This is a genomic window from Kineococcus sp. R86509, from assembly GCF_042466365.1.
Classification (GTDB): Bacteria; Actinomycetota; Actinomycetes; order Actinomycetales; family Kineococcaceae; genus Kineococcus.
The window spans coordinates 3828748-3847711 of the sequence record NZ_JAXHCE010000001.1; the positions used below are offsets into that span (position 1 = coordinate 3828748).

Below are 18964 nucleotides of genomic sequence, written 5' to 3' on the forward strand. Positions count from 1 at the left end.
GGCGCTGACCGGGCGGGGATTCGCCCGCGCGAGCCCTACCCCGCCATCGGACCGCGAGACGGCCGGCGTCGCATCTCGAAACTCCTGTGGGTTTGACCGCGCCCGGCCGAGGGCACGCCGATACGGTGACGCCACCCTTCCCCCCGCTGCCTCACCCAGCGAGTGCCCCAGCGCCCGCGCAGCCCCCCGGAGTCCTGATGTCGCGTTCCACCACTCCCACCCGACGGCCCACCCGACGGTCGGTCCTGGCTGCCGGCGCCGGCACCGCCGGCGCCCTCGGCCTCAGCGCCTGCGGCGGGTTCTCGACCGGTTCCGACGACCCGCCCTCGGGCGGGGACGACAGCACCCTGACGATGATCACGTGGGCCGGTGACGCCGAGCTCAAGGCGTTCCAGACCCTCGCCGACGGGTTCGAGGCCCAGGGCGGTCCGACCGTGAAGCTGCAGGTCGTGCCGTACTCGGAGGTCCTGACCGCCGTCGACACCGGCCTGCGCACCGACAGCCCGCCGGACCTCTTCCGGGTCAGCTACACCGACGTCGCGGCCTACCGGGCGCAGAACGTGCTGGCCGACCTGAAGGACGCGTCCAGCCTGCAGAAGTCGTTCCTCCCGGCGTTCTGGAGCGCCGTCAGCGACGACGACGGCACGTTCGGCGTCCCGCACCACACCGACACCTCCATGGTCCTGGTGAACACCGCCGCGGTCGCCTCGGCCGGGCTCGGGACGCTGCCGAGCACGCTGGACACCGCGTGGACGTGGGAGCAGTTCCTCGACGCCGCCGGCCGGGTGCAGCCCTCGCGCGCGGACACCTACGCCTTCGCGGTGAACTGGCAGAACGCCGGCGCCTACCGCTGGCTGAACTTCGTCGACCAGGCCGGGGGCCGGCTGCTGACCGAGGACCTGAAGGGCGTCGCGGCCGACGACCCCGGGATGCTGAAGGCCCTCACCCACACCCGGGACTTCTTCCGCCGGGGCCTCGTCCCGCAGGCCTCGTCCTCCCGTGGGCAGCCGGCCAGCGACCTCTTCGTGAACCAGACCGTCGCCATGGTCTTCGCCGGGGACTTCCTGCTGGAGGAGATCGACGGCGCCGGGTTCGACTACCAGGCGACGTTCCTGCCCCGCGACGTCAACGCCTCCGCCGACCTCGGCGGGAACGCCCTCGTCGCGGTCGAGGCGAGCCCGCGCAAGGACGCGGCCCTGGACTTCCTGGCCTACTGCGCGGGTGCGGAGCAGATGGGTGCGTTCTGCGCCGCCGCGACCGTCCTGCCCACCCGGACCGACGTGGACCCGGCCACCCTCGACTACACGGTCCGCCCCGACCTGATGCCGCTGTTCGTGGAGCAGGCGACCACCATCCGCGAGCAGCTCGTCCAGCAGGTCGTCGTCCCCGACTTCAGCGCGATCAACGGCCAGCTCGCCGACCGCCTCGACGCCGTCTTCCTCGGCAGCGACGACGACCGGGCGGCCCTGGCGCAGCTCGTCGCCGGGGTGCAGTCGGTCCTCACGTCGTGAGCCAGAGCGTCAGCTCGCTCGCGGTCCGGCCGGCGCGCGGGCGACGGGCGGCCGCCGTCCGGCGCTGGGGGGTCTCCTACGCGCTGCTCACGCCGGCGCTCGTCCTGTTCGGCCTGTTCGTGCTCTGGCCGTTGGTGCAGGCCGTGCGGATCTCGCTCACGAACTCGACGGGCATCGGCACCGCCGACTTCGTCGGCCTGCAGAACTACACCCGGATGGTGGGCGACCCGTCGTTCTGGCGGGCCGCGGGGAACACCGGTCTGCTCGCGCTCGTCTCGGTGCCGACGAGCATCGCGGCCGGGTTCGGCATCGCGCTGCTGCTGCGGGACCGGTTGCCGGCCCGCGGGATCTTCCGCGCGCTGTTCCTCGCCCCCTACGTGATCTCGGGGGTCGTGGTCGCGATGGCCGGGCGCTGGATCTTCGACGAGAACGTCGGCATCGTCGACCGCACCCTCTCCGGCTGGGGTTTGCCCGCCCCGGACTGGCAGTCGGGCGGGACCGCCGCGGCGGTCTCGGTGTTCGTGATGCTCTTCTGGGCGCGCACCGGACTCGTCGTGGTCCTCTACCTCAGCGCTCTGCAGGGCATCGACGGGGACCTCCTGGAGGCCGCGGAACTCGACGGAGCCTCCCGGTGGCAACGGATCCGGTTCGTGAGCTGGCCGCTGCTGCGCCCCACCACGTTCTTCGTCACGGTCCTCATGGTGATCGAGGTGTTCCAGGTGTTCGACGTCGTCCGCGTCATGACCGGGGGTGGGCCGGCGGGAGCGACGGACATCCTCGTCACCTACGCCTACACCCAGGGTTTCCAGGCCCGTCGTCAGGGCTACGGCTCCGCGATCGGGGTCGTCGTCTTCCTCGTGATCCTGCTCGCCACCCTGCTGTGGTGGCGGATCCAGGCCCGGAGCGAGGAGGAGTCGTGAGCACCTCCACGCGCACCCACGACCTGCGGGTCCAGCGCTCGGCCACGACGACCGCGCGGGGACCGGCCAGGCGGTGGCCGCGGTTCGTCGTCGTCCTCGTCCTGGCCCTGGTGTGGGTCTTCCCGCTGTACTGGATGGTCGTCACGGCCCTCTCCTCCCGCGCCGACCTCGTCGCCGGCCGCGTCTCCCTGCTGCCGCACGGCGTCGACCTCGGGGGTTTCCGCCGGGCGCTGACGGACTTCCCCGTCCTGCAGTGGTTGCAGAACTCGTTCGCGATCGCCGTGGTGGCCGTCGTGATCACCATCGTCGTGGACGTCACGGCCGGGTACGTGCTGGCCAAGCACCGGTTCCCCGGCCGCTCGGTGGTGTTCTTCCTGATCCTCGCGACCCTGATGATCCCCATCCAGACGTTGCTCATCCCGCAGTTCGACCTGGTCAACGACCTGGGCTGGATCAACTCCTACTGGGCCGTCATCGTCCCGCGGTCCGCGGAGGCCTTCGGGGTGTTCCTGGCCCGGCAGTACTTCCTGTCGCTGCCGGACGAACTGCTCGAGGCGGCGCAGCTGGACGGGGCGGGACAGTTCCGCACGTTGTGGTCGATCGTGCTGCCGTTGTCGCGGCCGCTGATCGCGGTGCTGCTGGTCATGACGTTCATGTACCGGTGGAACGAGTTCGCCTGGCCGCTGGTCGCGTTGCGCGACCCCGACCTGTACACGTTGCCGGTGGGGTTGTCCTTCCTGCAGGGGCAGTACACGACGGACTACCCGGCGCTGATGGCCGGCGCGCTGGTCTCGATCCTGCCCGTGCTCGTCCTCTTCGGCGTCGCCCAACGGCAGTTCGTGGCCGGCATCTCCCGCAGCGGGCTGAAGTGAACCCTCCGGTCGTCCGGCCGTCAGGACGGTAGGCGTTCCAGCGTCGTGTTCGAGGTCAGCAACGGGATCCCCGCGGCCAGCACCGCGCGGTCCCCGGGCGCACCGGGGTCGAAGGGGGTACCGCCCAACCAGGCCCACGCCGCGGGCGTCCGCCCGCAGACCTCGGTGAGCCGACGGACGGGTTCACGCACCTGCCGGTCGACGTCGTCGTCGCTCACCACGTCGGGCGACGCCGCGTGGGTGGCCGTGTGCCCGCACACCTCGTGGTCCTCGGCGAGGTGGGCGAGTTCGTCCCAGGTCATGGCGAGCCGGTCCCCGGGGTGTTCGAGCACGCCGTAGTCGTGGGTCCGGGCGAACTCCTGCTGGTCGCCCGGGCGCACGTCCAGGAACTCCGTGGGCGGGTAGAACCAGCCGGTCAGTCCCGTCTCGGCCAGCAGCGGGGCTGCGCAGCGCACCGCGCTGGCGAAACCGTCGAAGAACGCCGGGACGATCCCCGGTCGCCCGGTGCGCCACCGTCCGGTGGCGAAGAACTCGAGGACGTCGGCGGCGGACACGGGATCGAAGCGGGCGGCGTAGCCCTGGAGCTCCACCCGGAACTCCTCCTGCCGCGAGAGCGGGGTGTCGTGGTAGTTCACGACGCGCAGGAGGCGCCCCCCGACGAGGGCGTCCCGGACCCGGGCCGCCTCGGCGTCGCGTTCGGCCCGGGGAGGTGTCCGCCACCCCTCGGGACGCCACGCGGCCAACCGCCCCGGGACCTCGCTCCCCGCCCGGGCGCGGACGGGGCGGAACTCCAGGTCGGCGAGCACCGCGAGGGCGTCCTGCACGGTGACGTCGGGATCCGCCGCGGCCAGGACGTCCCAGACGACGCCGAGGCGACGGCCGAGGTCGACGTCGGCGTGCGCCGGATCGTCGCGACGGGGCGGTGGGGGCTGCAACCCGAGGAACATCGCCACCCCGGCCCGTTCCTCGTCCTCGGCCGCGATCGCGGCGGCGGCCCGGCGGACCTCCCCGGGATCGAGCACGTCAGGCATCGAACGCGTCAGGCATCGAACGCGTCAGACGAGGTGCACGTCGAGGCTCGTCGCGTCGATCGTCTTCGTGAAGGGGCAGATCGAGAGGGCCTGCTGCAGGACGTCGTCCGGCTCGGCGCCCGCGTCGGGGAGGGTGACGAGGAGTTCGTAGCGGGCCGAGTACCCGGGACCGTCGTCCTGGGCCAGCGTGACCCGGGAACGCACCTGAGCGCCTTCGGTGCTGCCCCCGGCGGTGCTGGTGGCGATCTTCAGGGATTCCAGCAGGCACGTGCTCAGCGCCGCGGCCATCAGCTGTTCGGGGTTCGTGGCGCCGGAGTCGTCGCTCGACGTCGCCTCGCGGACGTCGAGTTCCAGCAGACCGTCGTCGGAGCGGGCGGTTCCGGCGGACGCCGTGACGTCGGCCGTGTACAGGTCGGTGGGCATGTCCCGACGCTACGAGCCGGGGGGAGGAGTCGCGCGCTGGAGCCTCAGGGGCGCAGTCCGGCGCGGAAGGCGAACGAGACGAGTTGCGCCCGGTCCCGCGCACCGACCTTCGTCATCACCCGCACCGCGTGCGTCTTCACGGTGAAGGGGGACAGCGACAACCGGGCGGCGATCTCCTGGTTGCTGAGCCCGTCCGCGACGAGGAGGGTGATGTCCCGCTCGCGGGGGGTCAGGACCGCGAAGCGGTCGAGGAGGTGGCGGTCGGGTTCCTGCTGCGGACGGTGCGCCACGTGGTGGATCAGCGCCGACGTCGCGGCCGCCGACAACGTCCCCCCACCCCCGACGACCTCGGCTATGCCGGCGACGAGTTCTTCGGGACCGACCATCTTGCTGAGGAAGCCGTTGGCTCCCGCACGCAGGGCGGCGAGGACGACGTCGTCCTGGTCGAACGTGGTGAGCACGACGACCCGGACCTCCTCGGGCGGGTGGTGCAGCCGGATCCTGCGGGTCGCCTCGACCCCGTCGACGCCCGGCATCCGGAGGTCCATCAGGACGACGTCGACGGGGTGCTCGCGCAGGAACGTGACGGCCTGCAGACCGTCGGAGAGGTCCGCGACCACCTGCAGACCGGGATCGTGGGCGAGCATGGCCCGGATCCCCGCGCGCATGTCGTCCTGGTCGTCGACGACGAGGACGGTGGTCACCGGGGCCCCGTCCCGACGGGACCGAACTCCGCGTGCACCCGGAACCGCTGCCCGACGGGGCCGACGCGGAGTCGTCCGCCGGCCGACTCGACGCGTTCGCGCATCCCGACGAGTCCCATCCCGGACCTGGGGACCGCGGTGGACGGCCCGCCCGCGGCGTCGTCCTCACGGTCGTCCTCACGGTCGTTCCGGGGGCGTTGCCCGAGGCCGTTCTCGACGGTGACGGAGATCCGCCCCGTGGTGGCGCGCACGTCGACCGTGGTGGGCCCGGTGCCGTGGCGGTGGGCGTTGGTGAGGGCCTCCTGGACGACCCGGTAGACCGTCACCCCGAGGCTCGGTTCCGCGGCCCCGTCGGCGAGCTGGAGGGAGGGTTCGACGTCGAGGCCGATCGCCTCGAAGGACTCGACCAGGCCGCTCAGGCTGCTGAGCCCGGGCGTCGGTCGCAGCGCCTCCTCGGTCGTGACCTCGTCGCCGCGCCGCAGCAGCGCGAGGATTCGCTGGGTCTCGACCACCACCGTCGCGGCGCTCGAGCGCGCGGAGACGAGGGCCTGCCGGGAGCGCTCGGCGTCGGGGGGCAGCCCGATCTCCGCGACGCCGAGGTGGACGTTGAGCATCGCGACCTGGTGGCCGACGACGTCGTGCAGGTCCCGGGCGATGCGCAGGCGTTCTTCGGTGACCCGTCGGGTCACGTCGACCTCGCGCGCCGCGAGCGCCGCCGCCGCCTGTTCCTCCAGGGTCCACCAGTGCTCGCGGTGCAGGCGCAGGGCGGCGCCGCCCACGCCGCCGGCCACGGCCGAGAACAGGGCCGCCGACCCGGCGAACGCGCCACCGCGGAAGGCACCCACGGTCATCAACGCGGCCAGGAAGCAGACCGCCGTGACGACGGTGCCCGCGAGCGCGTTGCGGCCGCGCAAGGTGACGGAGAACAGCACGAGCACCGCCGTCATCCACACCGACAACGGGTCACGGCCCACGACCGTGACGGCGAAGGGGGCAGCGCTCGCCACGACCAGGCCGCACCACGGCCACCACCACGAGAGCGCGACCCCGCCCCCGGCCAGCAGGACCGCGAACGCCGTCGGCCACCCCGCACCCGTCACCACCACCGCCGCCAGTTGCGCCGCGAACACCAGCGCCGCGACGCCGTAGGCGAGGGCGTGGGGCAGCAGCGGGCGCCGGATCCAGGGCGGTGTCGCCGGTCGCTCGGCGGCGTTCGTCGGGGTGACCACGCTCCGATCCTCCGCCCGGGGCCACCCGGCGGCGTACTACGGACGAAGTACACGCCCCTCCGGTGCGGACGGACGCCCCGCGGGAAGCGGTCCGGCGGGAGTACGCGCTCCTCCCCGGCGACGCCGAGGGTGGAGGCCATGACCCAGCAGACGACCAGCCCCTCGCAGAACCCGACCACCGTGACCGTGACCCCGGACGGCCTCCGGACCCTGCACCTGGTCCGGGCGGTGGTGTCGGCCGTCTGGGTGGTGCTCGTCCTCACGACGTCGGCCTCGCTCGTGGCCACCGACGTCCCCACCGCGGTCGCGGGCGTCCTGCTCGTCGTCTACCCGGTGTGGGACGCCGTCGCGACGCTGCTGGAACGCCGCGTGGCCGGGACCGACGCGACGGGCGGGGTCCGGACCCTCAACGTGGTCCTCGGGCTCGCCGCCGCCGTCGCGATGGTCGTCGCCGTGCGGGACAGCGTCGGCTCGGCCCTGCTCGTCTTCGGGGTCTGGGCGCTTGTGTCCGGAGCCGTCCAGCTCGCCGTGGCGCTCCGACGTCGCCGCACGGTGGGGGCGCAGTGGCCGATGGTGGCCAGCGGCGGGTTGTCCGTCGTCGCGGGCGCGTTCACCGCGCTGAGCTCCACCTCGGCGAGCAGCGGGTTGTCCTCGCTCGCCGGGTACTCGGCGGTCGGTGCGCTCTGGTTCCTCGTCTCGGTGGTCGCGCTGTCCGTGCGCGTCCGGCGCACCGCGCGCTGACCCGCACCGACACGGGGCCGGCGTCGTGTTCCGCGCGCGGGCGCAGCGCGGGCGGCGCACAGTGGGGCGCATGCAGGAACCAGGAGAGAACCCGGCCGTGCCGGACACCGACGCGGACCCCGAGATGCTGAACCCCCGTGATCTGCGGGACGAGGAGTCCGGCGACGGAGCGCGGGACGACGAGGGGGCGCAGGACCAGGACGGCGATCCGGCGTCCCTCAACCCGCGGGACGATCAGGGCTGATCGACGCGACGACGGCCGGCCCTCCCGCGGGAGGACCGGCCGTCCGCACGTCGGTGCGTCAGTCCAGCGTGCTGACGTCGATGACGAACCGGTAGCGGACGTCGGAGGCCAGCACGCGTTCGTAGGCCTCGTTCACCTGCTCCGCGCCGATGACCTCGATCTCGGCGCCGAGGTGGTGCTCGGCGCAGAAGTCGAGCATCTCCTGGGTCTCGCGGATCCCGCCGATGGGGGAACCGGCGAGCGAACGCCGCGCCATGATGAGCGAGAACACCGCGAGCGACAACGGCTTCTCCGGCGCCCCGACGTTCACCATCGTGCCGCCCACGCGCAGCAGCGAGAGGTAGGCGTCGAGGTCGACGACGGCGCTGACCGTGTTCACGATGAGGTCGAAGGAACTCGCGAGGTCCTGGAACGTCGACTGCTCGGACGTCGCGTGGTAGTGCGTGGCGCCCAGGCGCAGCCCGTCCTCCTGCTTCTTCAGCGACTGCGACAGGACGGTGACCTCCGCGCCCATGGCGGCGGCGATCTTGACGGCCATGTGGCCGAGCCCGCCGAGGCCGACGACGGCGACCTTCTTGCCGGGGCCCGCGTTCCAGTGGCGCAGCGGGGAGTACGTGGTGATCCCGGCGCACAGCAGCGGCGCGGCCTCGTCGAGCTCGATGCCCTCGGGGATCCGGAGCACGAAGTCCTCCGTCACGACGATGGCCTGGGCGTAGCCGCCCTGGGTGGGCTCGCCGTCCTTGCCGATGCCGGCGTAGGTGCCGACGTTGCCCTTGACGCAGAACTGCTCCTCGCCGCCCGTGCAGTACTCGCACTCCCCGCAGGAGTCGACCATGCAGCCGACGCCGACGCGGTCGCCGACGGAGTGCTTGGTGACCTCGGAGCCGACCTCGGCGACGATCCCGGCGATCTCGTGGCCGACGACGACCGGGTAGTTCGTGGCGCCCCACTCGCTGCGGGCGGTGTGGATGTCGGAGTGGCAGATGCCGGCGAACTTGATGTCGATCAGGACGTCGTGCGGCCCGACGTCGCGACGCTCGATGGTGGTCGGGGTCAGCGGCTGGTCGGCGGCGGTGGCCGCGTAGGCCTTCACGGTCGTGGTCATGCGGTGCGTTCTCCTCGCGGACGGCGAAAGGGTGGTGGGGTCCGGGGATCGACTCCGGGATCGACTCCGGGACCGACGCCAGTCGAACACGACCGGGGCGGTCGGGGACTGCCGGAACGGCCCTCCCGGGGGGCCCTGTCACACCCTCCCTCGCCGGCAGCGGTCGAGCCGGTCCAGCGGGTCGGGCGGTCCCGGCGGCCTGCGGCGGCGCGGGCCGGGGCGCGACGCTCGTAAGCTCCCACCGTGAGTCATCAGCCTGCGGGTGCGTTGCCGGGCGGTGTCGGGCAACTCCCCGCCGTGGTGCACGACTACCCGGCGGCGGTCCTGCTCGTCGACACCGAGTCGACCAAGGTCGTCTACGTCAACGACCTGGCCCGCCAGCTGGCCCCGGACGTGCGGCTGCCCCTCGACGTCGAGGACTGGTCGCGCGCGGCGGGACTCGAGGTCGACCCGGGAAGCCCGCTGAGCGCGAGCAGCACCCCGCTCACCCGGGTCGCCGCGGGTGATCCCGATACCGGCCGCCAGGTCAGCGCGGCGTTGCGGTCGGAGGCGACCGAGGCCCGGGAGGCGCTGTGGGCCATCGGGATGCCGTTGCACGACGCGCCGCTGCCGTTGCGGGCGCGCTCGCTGCTGGTGCTGCTGCCGGTGCGCTTCCCCGACGCCGTGGCCGGGGTCCGGGCCGCCGCCGTGGTCGACCGGGCCCACCGCTCGGTGCTCTCCAGCGGTCTCGCGATGGCCATCAGCGACCCGGCCGCGCCGGACGAACCGCTCGTCTGGGTCAGCCGGAACTTCGAGCAGCTCACCGGCTGGGACGCCGCGGAGGTGCTGGGGCGCAACTGCCGCTTCCTGCAGGGGCCGGACACCGACCCCGAGGCCGTCGCGAACCTGCGCGCCGGCATCGCCGCCGGGAGGACGGTGAGCCAGGTCCTGCTGAACTACCGCCAGGACGGGTCGGCGTTCTACAACAACGTGGTCGTGTCCCCGGTCTTCGACGCCGAGGGCCGCCTCATCCACCGGGTCAGCGTCCAGAGCGACGTGACCGGCCAGGTGGTGGCCGCGAAGCAGCGCGACGCGGCCCTCGCCGAGGCCGCCGCCGCGCGCGCGGCCCAGGCCGCCGCCGAGGACGCGGGCCGCTTCGGGCGGCTGCTGCTCACGCTGAGCGAAGCCCTGACCGCGACGATCACCGTGGACCAGGTCGCCGCCACGATCACCGACGTCGTGGCCGCGGAACTCGGAGCCGCGGGCGGTGGACTGTTGCTGGCGGACGCGGCCCGCACGCACCTCCGGTTCAGCTCGCTGGAGCACATGCCGGCCGGCATGAACCCCTCCTGGGCCCGGGTCGCCTGGGACGAGGACTCACCGGTGGCCGCCGCGGTGCGCACCCGGCGAGCGGTCTTCCACCGGGACCGCGAGCAGTTGCTCGCGGTGCACCCGGACCTCCCGGCCCGCGCCGTCCTGCCCTCCCTGGGGGCGACGGTGAACCTCCCGCTCGTGGTCGGACGCGACGTCGTGGGCGCCGTCTTCCTCTACTGGGACCAGGCTCAGGACTTCTCCGCGGAGCAGCGGGCGGCGCTGCAGGCGCTGGCCGGCTACACCGCCCAGGCCGTGCAGCGCGCGACCCTCATCAGCGAACGCCGCAGCGCCGCGGAGATCCTCCAGCAGTCGATGCTGACCCGGTTGCCCGAGCCGGACCACCTCGAGATCCGCGCCCGCTACGTCCCCGCCGCGGTGGGGGAGTACGTGGGCGGGGACTGGTACGACGCCGTCGTCCTCCCCGACGGGGCCACCACCGTCGTCATCGGCGACGTCACCGGCCACGACATGACCGCCGCGGGGCACATGGGGCAGCTGCGAGGTCTGTTGCGCGCGTTCGCCTTCGACCGCCTGGAACCTCCGTCGGAGGTCGTGTCCCGCCTCGACCGGGCGCTCGCGGGTCTGCACGTCGAGGGCCTCGCGACCCTCGTCCTGGCGCGCATCGAGCAGACCGAGGAGGACGCCGCGGAGGGGCTGCGCAGGCTCCGCTGGACGAACGCCGGCCATCCTCCGCCGGTCGTCCTGACCGCCGACGGTGGCACGGAGGTCATGGAGTCCGAGCCGGAACTGCTCATCGGACTGATCCCGGAGACCGTCCGCACCGACCAGGTGCACCTCCTGCCGCCGGGCAGCACGGTGATCCTCTACACCGACGGCCTCATCGAGCACCGCGGCCGGAGCCTGGACGATGGCCTCGCCGACCTCCGCCGGGTCCTGGGCCGCTGCGGCGGCCTCACCCTGGAGGAACTGCTGGACCGGCTCGTGGTGGAACTCGTCGGCGATTCGCCCGAGGACGATTGCGCGATCCTCGCCGTCCGGGCCCACCCGGAGGACCGACCGCGTCCGCCCGAGGCGGGTCCCGGTCGGATCTCCTGAGGCGTCGCAGGTTCAGGCGTCGCAGGTTCAGGCGTCGCCGCCGACCTGGAACCACACCTGCTTCCCGGTGACCGCCCGGACGCTGCCCCAGCTGTCGGCGAGGACGTCGACCAGGGCCATGCCCCGACCGCTCGTCGCGTCGGCGTCGACGTGGCGCACGACCGGCTCGGTGGGGTTGTCGTCGGAACACGTGACCCGCACCCCGCCCACCGAGCAGTCCACCGTCACCCGCACCCGGTCCCCGCCGCCGTGCCGGACGGCGTTGGCGACGAGTTCGGTGGTCAGCAGGGCCACGACCTGCAACAGGTCGACGCCGGGCGCCGCGGTCCCACCGCGGGTGGAGGCGGCGGCGCAGTCGTCACCGACGCAGTACTCGTGCACGCGGTGACGGGCCAGGGACACCGACCGGGTCTCGGTGGGGAGTTCGAGCTGGAGCACCTGCTGATCCGTCCCTCGTCGGAGCGCCGGCCCGGGGGAGCGCGATCACCTCGGACCCGACCGGGTCCGTGCCCACTGTGGGGCCGCTCGCACGGAGGCGCCACCGCACGCACCCGCCGGGTCGCCCGGCGGCCTCAGCTGCGCAGCTGTGCCGCCAGCGGGCAGGAGTTCTGCCGACGCCCGGCGAGGCCCACGGTGTTGAGGTGCGTGACGACGGCCGCGAAGGCGCCGGTGACGCTGGTCTGGGTGTAGGGGATGCCGACCTCGGCGCAGTGCGCGCGCACCAGGGGCTGCACGAGGCGCAGGTTCGGCCGCGGCATGCTCGGGAAGAGGTGGTGCTCGACCTGGCGGTTCAGCCCGCCCATGAAGAAGTCGACGAGGCGGCCGCCCCCCACGTTGCGCGAGGACAGGACCTGGCGGTTGAGGAAGTCGAGCTTCGCGCCCCGCGCCAGCAACGGCATCCCCGTGTGGTTGGGGGCGAAGGCCCCGCCCAGCAGGACCCCGAAGACGGACACCTCGATCGCGACGAAGGCGGCGGCCTTCCCCGGGGACACCGCGAGCAGCAGGATCGTGGCGTAGACCGCCCACCGGCCCAGGACCATGAGGACGTCGACGTGGGTGCGCTTCATCGCACCCCGTCGCAACAGGGCCGAGGCGCTGTCGACGTGCAGGTTGAAGCCCTCGAGCATCAGCAGCGGGAAGAACCAGAAACCCTGGTGCGTCAGCAGCCAGCGGTGGGTGCGGCCCATCCCCTCCAGCGCCTCCGGGTGGAAGGCGAGGACCTTGGAGTTGATGTCGGTGTCGCGCCCGACCTGGTTCGGCGCGGCGTGGTGGAGGTTGTGCTTGCCCAGCCACCAGCCGTGGCTGAGCCCGCCGAGCAGGCTGGCCAGGCACCGGGAGGCGAGGGCGTTCCACTTCGGGGTGCTGAAGATCTGCTGGTGCGCGGCGTCGTGGCCCAGGAAGGCGACCTGGCTCAACGTCAGCGACACGACCGGGGCGAGCAGCAGCACCCACCAGGTGTCGCCGATGAACTGCAGGGACGTCGCCAGGACGGCCAGCACGACGACGAGGGTGGTGATGCGGCGCCAGTAGTAGCCGAGGCGGCGTCGCATGAGCCCCGCCTCGCGCACGCGCTGCGCGAGCGCCGTGTACGTGCTGGTGCTGCGGTGGGCCGCTCGCGCGGTGCGCGTCGCGCCCGCCGTCGGGGACTGCTCGAGTGCCATGGCCGTTCCTGTCGTCCGCGTCGTGACCGACGCGCCACCAGGGTTCGGGGCAACACATCGCTGTAGAGGTCACAACACCACCTGCGGGCGAGCAGGGCAAGCGGGGTGGATTCCGCACCACGTCACCGGTTCGGGCGCTCCACCTGCGGAGATGGTTCGCCGATGACACCAGGGTTCCTCCAACAGGCCGGGGATCATCACGATCGAGTCGGTGAGGTTCCCGTGCGCCACCCCAGCAGCCCGTCCGCGTCGCCGCGACCCACCGGTGCGCGCCGCCCGGCGTTGCTCCGTTCCGTGCTGCTCGTGAGCGCTGTCCTCGTCCTGCTCCCCGCGACGGCTGTCGCCGGGGAGATCGTCTCCGCCGGTCTGCGCCTGGTCGGGGTGGGCCTCGCCGTCGTGGTGCTGCGTCACAAGGCGGGGACGACCGACGACGAGCGCGCGGTGTGGCGGTGGCTCGCGCGGGCCACCGCGGTGGTGTGCGCGGGAGCGCTCGCGCAGTTCGGACTGAGCGCCCTGGCCGGGGCGAGCGGCCGGGCGGGCCTCGAGCTGCCCGGGGACGTCGTGCTGAGCGCGTCGTGCCTGCTCGCGTGCGTGCTGGTGTACCAGGGGCTCATCGTCTGGAACCGGACCAGCACGAGGCTCGCCGACCCGGGGGACTGGCTGAACGGGATCAGTGCGAGCCTGGCCGTCTCGGCGCTGCTCCACCTCGTGATCGCCTGGCGCGCCGGAGGTCGCGAGCAGTTGCTGCCCTGGTGGGTCCTCGACCTGTCGGTGGCCCGTTCCTCCGCCCTCTTCATCGTGCTGGGGACGACCCTGACCGTCGCGGTCATGGCCGGCCTGGTCCGGGACCCGCGGATCTGGGTGATCGCCCTCGGCGTGGTGTTCCTCATGGCGGTGGAGGTGGCGACGGCGTTCGACCTCCTGCACGGCGCGTGGTCGTCGTCGGGGTGGGGGCTGTTCTGCGTCGTCGTGGCCTGGGCCTCGACGGTGCGGGCGCGGCCGGTGCGGCCCCAGGAGGCCACGACCCAGTCGCTCACCGTCGGCACGTTCGTCGTGCTGCTGGCCAGCGTCGCGATCATCCTGCTCGCCACCCGGCTGCCCCCGCAGTCCACGGGCGTCGCCGTGATCTGCGGAGGGCTGGCCGTGGTCGGGGTCAGCACCCGTGTGGTGCGGCTCGTCTCGGACCTCTCGACGTTGGCGCAGACGCGGCAGGACGCCCTCACCGACGACCTCACCGGTCTGGCGAACCGGCGCGCCTTCGGCCAGCAGCTGGACCGCGCCGCGGAGGGCGGCGACGACGTCGCCGTCTACCTCCTGGACCTCGACCGGTTCAAGGAGGTCAACGACCGGTTCGGCCACGCGGTCGGCGACCGGCTGCTGCAGCGCACGGCGGGCCGGTTGGCGGCCGTCGTCCCGGCGGGCGCGGTGCTGGCGCGTCTCGGCGGGGACGAGTTCGCCCTGCTCCTGCCCGGTGCGGACGCGGTGGGTGCCGTGCGCTTCGCGCACGAGCTGGCGGCCGCCGTGCAGGGTGCCGGTGGGGTCGAGGGCACCGGTCAGGTGTCCGCGAGCGTCGGGATCGCCCTCCCGACCCGCGCCGAGGACCCGGCGGGGACGCTGGACGGGGGCGAGCTGCTGCGCCGCGCCGACGCCGCCATGTACCAGGCGAAGTCGACGGGGGAGGTCGTGCGCCTCTACGACGACGTCATCGACCGCGCCGGCCGCGAGGAGGCCCTGATGGCCGACGAGCTGTCCTGCGCCTTCGACACCGGGGACGCCGGCCGGCAGTTCCGGGTGCACTACCAGCCGCAGCTCGACCTCGCGTCCGGAGCGGTCGCCGGGGTCGAGGCCCTCGTGCGCTGGCAGCACCCCCGCCTCGGTCTGCTCGCGCCGGCCGCCTTCCTCGACCTCGTCGAGCGCGGAGGTCACATGGCCGACCTCACCGAGTTCGTGCTGCGGGAGGCGACGGCGTGGGCGAGGGCGGCGCCGTGGACGGGCGAGGTCCGGGTGTCCGTGAACCTGTCCGCGAGCTCGCTGGCCGACCCGGGTCTCCTCGTCCTGCTCGACGAACTGCTCGCCGAGGGCCTGGACCCGGGCTCCGTCGTCCTCGAGGTCACCGAGACGCTGCTCATGAGCAACCCCGAGCAGGCGGTGGAGATGACCCGGGAGATCCGTCACCGCGGCTTCGGGCTGAGCATCGACGACTACGGGACGGGGTACTCGTCGCTGTCCTACCTCGTCGACCTCCCGGCGACGGAGGTGAAGCTCGACCGGTCCTTCACGGTGCGGCTCTGCGGTGACGAGCGGGTGCGCCAGATCGTGGCCGGCACCGTGGAACTCGCGCACCGCCTCGGCCTGCGGGTGGTCGCCGAGGGGGTGGAGGACGAGGCGACGCTGGAGGTGCTGCGCTCGCTCGGGGTCGACGAGACCCAGGGGTACCTGCACAGCCGCCCGTTGGCGCCGGCCGACGTGCCCGCCTGGGTGCGTGACCGGTCCGCGCCCGCGCTCAGCGGTGGGCGGTCGAGCTCAGCCACCGCGCCGTGAGGGCCTCGGCCGGTTGCGGCTTCCCGCACCAGTACCCCTGCAGGTAGTCGCAGCCCGCGGCGGCGACCTCCAGCGCCTGGGCCTCGGTCTCCACCCCTTCGGCGATCACCCGCAGGTCGAGGCTGGCGGCGACGGTGACCACGGCGGCGACCAGGGCACGGCGGCGCGGGTCGGTGGTGATCCCGGCGACGAACGACTTGTCGATCTTGGCGAGCCGCACGGGGAGTTCCACGAGCCGGGACAGCGAGGAGTACCCGGTGCCGAAGTCGTCGACGGACAACGGGTGGCCGAGGCGCTGCTGTTCCTGCAGGCCGACGAGGACCTGGGGGTCGATGAAGCTGCTCTCGAGGAGCTCCAGACCCAGGTGCCCGGGGTCCAGACCGTTGCGGGTCAGGGCCGAGACGATGGTGGGGCCCAGCAGGGGGTCGACCAGTTCGCGGGCGCAGACGTTGACGTAGACCGTGGCGGGCGCCGCGGGACCCAGCCGGTCCCGCCAGAGCGCCATCTGCGCGCAGGTCTGGGCGATCACCCAGCGCCCGATCCCCACGATGGACCCGCTGTGGGTGGCCAGGTCGATGAACTCCGCCGCCGGCAGCAGACCGTGGACGGGGTGCTGCCAGCGCACGAGTGCCTCCACGGCGTGCAGCGCACCGGTGGCGTCCACGATGGGCTGGTAGTGGATCCGCAGCTGCCGCAGACCCTCGGCCTCGGCCAGCTGGTGCTCCAGCAGACGCAGCGGGGGGCGCAGCGGCTGCCCGTTCGGCCCCGTCTCGCGGGCGAACTCGCCCAGCCGTCCCGGGGTGTGCTGCTTGGCGACGTACATGGCGCCGTCGGCGTCGGCCAGCAGTCCGTCGGCGTCGGTGCGCTGGTCGCTGAGGGCGACGCCGATGCTGGCGGAGACGACGAGGTCGACCTCGCCGACGGGGATGGAGCGCCCCAGGGCCTGACGCAGCCGTGCCACGACCGCCTCGACGCTCTGCTGCAGCTCGGCGGCGCCGGACTGCGGCAGGTCCTCGCACACCAGCACGAACTCGTCGCCCGCGAGCCGGGCCAACGTGTCGCCCTGGCGCAGGGTGGCGCCCATCCGGGCCGCGACGGTCGTGAGCACCAGGTCGCCCGCGGCGTGGCCGAAGGTGTCGTTGACGCCCTTGAAGCGGTCGAGGTCGACGAACATCACCGCGACGACGCGGCGGTGGCGCTGCGCGGTGTGCAGGGCGTGCTCGAGCCGGTCGAAGAGCAGGGCCCGGTTCGGCAGACCGGTCAGCGCGTCGTGGGTGCTGGCGTGCGCCAGCTCCCGCTGGGCGCTGCGCGCGGCGTCGCGGTCGGCGGCGATCTCCAGGTAGGACGCCGCCAGGTGCGCCAGCAACCGGACCCACTGCAGCTCCTCGGGCTGCCAGGTTCCCGCCTGGCGGCGGTAGAGGTCCAGAGCCCCCCACACCCGTCCGTCGCTCACCAGGGGGACGGCCACCACGGACAGGAAGCCGACGGCGAGGGTCCGGTCCACGTACGTCGGCCACGCCGTCTGGACGGGGTCCCGCAGGTCGTCGACGACGACCTCGACCGCGAAGGCGATCGCGTCGCGGCAGGGCCCCTCCCGGTGGAGCTGCTGCACGAGCTCGGGGCCGTCGAAGACCTGGTCGCTGGCGTGCACGAACCGGACGTCCTCGCCCTCGCAGATCACGACCCCGGCCCCGTCGACCGCCAGGTGCCGCGCGGCGAGGTCGACCAGGCCGACCAGCAGGTCCTCGGTCCCGACGTCGCCCGCCGCGATCCCGGCCAGGGCGGCCAGGGCGTCCAGGAGCGACTGCCGGGGTGGGTCGTCGGAGGCGGTCACGGTCCGACCCCTCGGGAAGGGGCTGCCGACAGGCCGACCTCGTCGACACCGAGGGAACCCCTCACGCCGAGGGTGTCGAACCAGAGGGTCACGACGGGCCGGGCCCCGGCTGCCCGCAACGTGCCACCCGCCGAGCGGGCGAGCCGGGACGGGGAGAGGAGGCTGGAGAGCCCACGGCAGTCGACGAAGGCGGTGTCCTGCAGGTCGACCACGACGTGAGGGACCTCGGCGAGGAGGTCGAGCGCGCAGGCCTCGAACGCGGCGACGCTCTCGGCGTCCACGTCGCCCTCCAGTTCCAGGACACCCAGTTCTCCTACGGTGCGACGTCGAACGGAGGAGTCCACGAGAGGCTCCCGGAGGACAGTGCGGGTGGCGCCCACCCTCGACACCGGAGCCACCGTTCGACCGGGGGGTCACGCTAGCGCGGTCGGCCGCGGCTGGCGAGAGCGCTGCCTCGGGGCCCCGCGGGGCTAGGGTCGGCCCACGGCGCGCGCGGAGCCGTTCCCCACGAGGCCACCGGCTGCAGGGGTTCGACCAGCAGCCCCGGCGCACGGCCGCCGCCCCGGGTGGTGGTCCCACCCCGCCGTCTGCAGCCGGCGGGCGAGCAGCAGGAGGTGCACCGTGACCACGGACGACCAGGGTGAGGACGTCACGTCCGACACCCGACCGCGGATGGAACCGCAGGAGGCCCTCGCCGAGCTCGGCGCCATCGTGCTGGGCCAACCGCTGGGCGTGGTCCTGCGGCGGATCGCCGACCTCGTGGTCGCGTGCATCCCCGGAGCCGACGAGGTCTCGGTGACGCTGGTGGACGGGGACAAGACCACCTCGGCGGCCTTCACGGGGTCGCTGGCGGCCTCGCTGGACGAACGGCAGTACGACGACGGGTTCGGGCCGTGCCTGGACGCCGCGCGGAGCGGCCAGCACCTGCGCATCGACGACACCGCCCACGAGGAGCTCTACGCCGGCTTCGCGGCGGCCGCCGCGCGGCAGGGGGTCCGCAGCACCCTCAGCATCGGCCTCCCCATGCCGCAGCGGGTGCTGGGCGCCATCAACGTCTACCGCTTCGGCGCTGAACCCCTCGACGCCGAGGCGGAGCAGTTGGCGACGGCCTTCGCCGGCTACGCGGCCGTCGCGCTGGCCAACGCGGCGCTCTACGCCTCGACGGCCGACCTGGCGGTCAACCTGCAGACCGCCATGAACAGCCGCGCGGTCATCGAGCAGGCGAAGGGAGTGCTCGTCGGCCGTCTGGGCTGCACGCCCGAGGAGGCCTTCACCCACCTGGCGACCCAGTCCCAGCACCAGAACCGCAAGCTGCGCGACATCGCGACGGAGGTCGTCGAGAACGCCGCCGGGCGTCCCGGGCACTAGCCGGACCCGGAGCGGTCAGGGCCGGAAGAGGTCCTGGCCGACCACCGCCCGCCGCACCGCCTCCGCCGTGCTGGCGACGTCGTAGCGGGCCCGCAGCGACCGCGTCACCGCGACCACCTCGTCGAGGTCGCAGCGCAGCCGGCTGGCGATCTCCGTACCCGAGTACCCGAGCACGAGCATCCGACCGACGGCGACCTGCAGCGGACTCAGGTCACCCGGCGGGTCGTCGGTGGTGGGCCGGGAGTGCGGGGGGTGCTGGGACACGGTCCGACCTCGTCCTGCGACGGAGCCCCCGGCCGCTGCTCGACCGACGTCCCCCACCTCAGAGTTCCACACTCCACCCGTCCGTGGTGGGCAGGACGCGTGCGACG

General features: G+C 73.3%; 18 protein-coding genes. 8 read left to right on the forward strand and 10 right to left on the reverse strand.

From position 1 onward, the window contains the following. Positions 1–197: 197 nt before the first annotated feature. The 3 genes from SJY07_RS18705 to SJY07_RS18715 are packed head-to-tail and all read left to right on the forward strand — an operon-like array spanning position 198 to position 3303. Positions 198–1511: an ABC transporter substrate-binding protein gene (locus tag SJY07_RS18705; RefSeq protein WP_380161149.1), complete on the forward strand. Its 1314-nt coding sequence runs from the start codon at positions 198–200 to the stop codon at positions 1509–1511. Next, positions 1508–2431, forward strand: coding sequence for a carbohydrate ABC transporter permease (locus tag SJY07_RS18710; protein WP_380161150.1), 924 nt, complete (start codon positions 1508–1510; stop codon positions 2429–2431). Before SJY07_RS18705 ends, SJY07_RS18710 begins: the two co-directional genes overlap by 4 nt. Further along, positions 2428–3303: a carbohydrate ABC transporter permease gene (locus tag SJY07_RS18715; protein ID WP_328292710.1), complete on the forward strand. Its 876-nt coding sequence runs from the start codon at positions 2428–2430 to the stop codon at positions 3301–3303. Before SJY07_RS18710 ends, SJY07_RS18715 begins: the two co-directional genes overlap by 4 nt. A 20-nt stretch (positions 3304–3323) precedes the next feature. Here the strand turns inward: SJY07_RS18715 and SJY07_RS18720 are convergent, their stop codons facing one another. From SJY07_RS18720 to SJY07_RS18735, 4 genes are read right to left on the reverse strand one after another with little or no spacing between them, the layout of a single operon-like run. Beyond that, the gene (locus SJY07_RS18720; RefSeq protein WP_380161151.1) at positions 3324–4325 is read right to left on the reverse strand and encodes a hypothetical protein; all 1002 of its coding nucleotides are present in this window, start codon (positions 4323–4325) and stop codon (positions 3324–3326) included. Between the two features lie 33 nt (positions 4326–4358). Next, positions 4359–4757 carry an OsmC family protein gene (locus SJY07_RS18725; protein WP_328292708.1) on the reverse strand — a complete coding sequence of 133 codons (399 nt, stop codon included), beginning with the start codon at positions 4755–4757 and terminating at the stop codon, positions 4359–4361. Positions 4758–4801: 44 nt separating this feature from the next. Then, on the reverse strand, positions 4802–5461 hold the full coding sequence (locus SJY07_RS18730) for a response regulator (protein ID WP_380161152.1): 660 nt from the start codon (positions 5459–5461) through the stop codon (positions 4802–4804). Further along, positions 5458–6690, reverse strand: coding sequence for a sensor histidine kinase (locus tag SJY07_RS18735; RefSeq protein WP_380161153.1), 1233 nt, complete (start codon positions 6688–6690; stop codon positions 5458–5460). The genes SJY07_RS18730 and SJY07_RS18735 overlap by 4 nt, the downstream gene beginning before the upstream one ends. Positions 6691–6828: 138 nt before the next feature. Between SJY07_RS18735 and SJY07_RS18740 the strand changes: the two genes are divergently transcribed. Further along, positions 6829–7431, forward strand: a complete 603-nt coding sequence (locus SJY07_RS18740; protein WP_380161154.1) for a DUF308 domain-containing protein — start codon at positions 6829–6831, stop codon at positions 7429–7431. 70 nt (positions 7432–7501) lie between these two features. After that, a complete protein-coding gene (locus tag SJY07_RS18745; RefSeq protein WP_380161155.1) occupies positions 7502–7675 on the forward strand; it encodes a hypothetical protein in 174 nt (57 codons plus the stop codon). A 58-nt stretch (positions 7676–7733) separates the two neighbouring features. On the opposite strand, the gene SJY07_RS18750 is transcribed toward SJY07_RS18745, so the two are convergent. Beyond that, positions 7734–8780, reverse strand: a complete 1047-nt coding sequence (locus tag SJY07_RS18750; protein ID WP_380161156.1) for an NAD(P)-dependent alcohol dehydrogenase — start codon at positions 8778–8780, stop codon at positions 7734–7736. A gap of 243 nt (positions 8781–9023) precedes the next feature. On the opposite strand from SJY07_RS18750, the gene SJY07_RS18755 reads away from it, so the two are divergent. Further along, the gene (locus SJY07_RS18755) at positions 9024–11189 is read left to right on the forward strand and encodes a SpoIIE family protein phosphatase (protein ID WP_380161157.1); all 2166 of its coding nucleotides are present in this window, start codon (positions 9024–9026) and stop codon (positions 11187–11189) included. A gap of 27 nt (positions 11190–11216) precedes the next feature. Here SJY07_RS18755 and SJY07_RS18760 read toward each other — a convergent pair whose 3' ends face one another. Further along, positions 11217–11627: an ATP-binding protein gene (locus SJY07_RS18760; protein ID WP_380161158.1), complete on the reverse strand. Its 411-nt coding sequence runs from the start codon at positions 11625–11627 to the stop codon at positions 11217–11219. Positions 11628–11761: 134 nt separating this feature from the next. Beyond that, a complete protein-coding gene (locus SJY07_RS18765; protein WP_328292703.1) occupies positions 11762–12850 on the reverse strand; it encodes an acyl-CoA desaturase in 1089 nt (362 codons plus the stop codon). Between the two features lie 303 nt (positions 12851–13153). Here SJY07_RS18765 and SJY07_RS18770 point away from each other — a divergent pair, with 303 nt between their 5' ends. Beyond that, entirely contained in the window at positions 13154–15391 is a 2238-nt protein-coding gene (locus SJY07_RS18770; RefSeq protein WP_380161159.1) for a putative bifunctional diguanylate cyclase/phosphodiesterase, read from the forward strand. Here SJY07_RS18770 and SJY07_RS18775 read toward each other — a convergent pair. After that, positions 15354–17225 carry a putative bifunctional diguanylate cyclase/phosphodiesterase gene (locus SJY07_RS18775; protein ID WP_380161160.1) on the reverse strand — a complete coding sequence of 624 codons (1872 nt, stop codon included), beginning with the start codon at positions 17223–17225 and terminating at the stop codon, positions 15354–15356. The genes SJY07_RS18770 and SJY07_RS18775 overlap by 38 nt on opposite strands. Continuing rightward, entirely contained in the window at positions 17222–17569 is a 348-nt protein-coding gene (locus SJY07_RS18780; RefSeq protein WP_380161161.1) for an STAS domain-containing protein, read from the reverse strand. The genes SJY07_RS18775 and SJY07_RS18780 overlap by 4 nt, the downstream gene beginning before the upstream one ends. A gap of 277 nt (positions 17570–17846) precedes the next feature. Here SJY07_RS18780 and SJY07_RS18785 point away from each other — a divergent pair, with 277 nt between their 5' ends. Further along, positions 17847–18593, forward strand: coding sequence for a GAF and ANTAR domain-containing protein (locus tag SJY07_RS18785; RefSeq protein WP_380161162.1), 747 nt, complete (start codon positions 17847–17849; stop codon positions 18591–18593). A gap of 15 nt (positions 18594–18608) precedes the next feature. Here SJY07_RS18785 and SJY07_RS18790 read toward each other — a convergent pair whose 3' ends face one another. After that, positions 18609–18857, reverse strand: coding sequence for a hypothetical protein (locus SJY07_RS18790; protein WP_380161163.1), 249 nt, complete (start codon positions 18855–18857; stop codon positions 18609–18611). Positions 18858–18964: the final 107 nt, after the last annotated feature.

What these genes read in the sequence shown, in the direction of transcription:
- SJY07_RS18705 (WP_380161149.1), top strand. Translation starts at nt 198, where the DNA reads ATGTCGCGTTCCACCACTCCCACCCGACGGCCCACCCGACGGTCGGTC.
- SJY07_RS18725 (WP_328292708.1), bottom strand. Translation starts at nt 4,757, where the DNA reads ATGCCCACCGACCTGTACACGGCCGACGTCACGGCGTCCGCCGGAACC.
- SJY07_RS18740 (WP_380161154.1), top strand. Translation starts at nt 6,829, where the DNA reads ATGACCCAGCAGACGACCAGCCCCTCGCAGAACCCGACCACCGTGACC.
- SJY07_RS18745 (WP_380161155.1), top strand. Translation starts at nt 7,502, where the DNA reads ATGCAGGAACCAGGAGAGAACCCGGCCGTGCCGGACACCGACGCGGAC.
- SJY07_RS18750 (WP_380161156.1), bottom strand. Translation starts at nt 8,780, where the DNA reads ATGACCACGACCGTGAAGGCCTACGCGGCCACCGCCGCCGACCAGCCG.
- SJY07_RS18765 (WP_328292703.1), bottom strand. Translation starts at nt 12,850, where the DNA reads ATGGCACTCGAGCAGTCCCCGACGGCGGGCGCGACGCGCACCGCGCGA.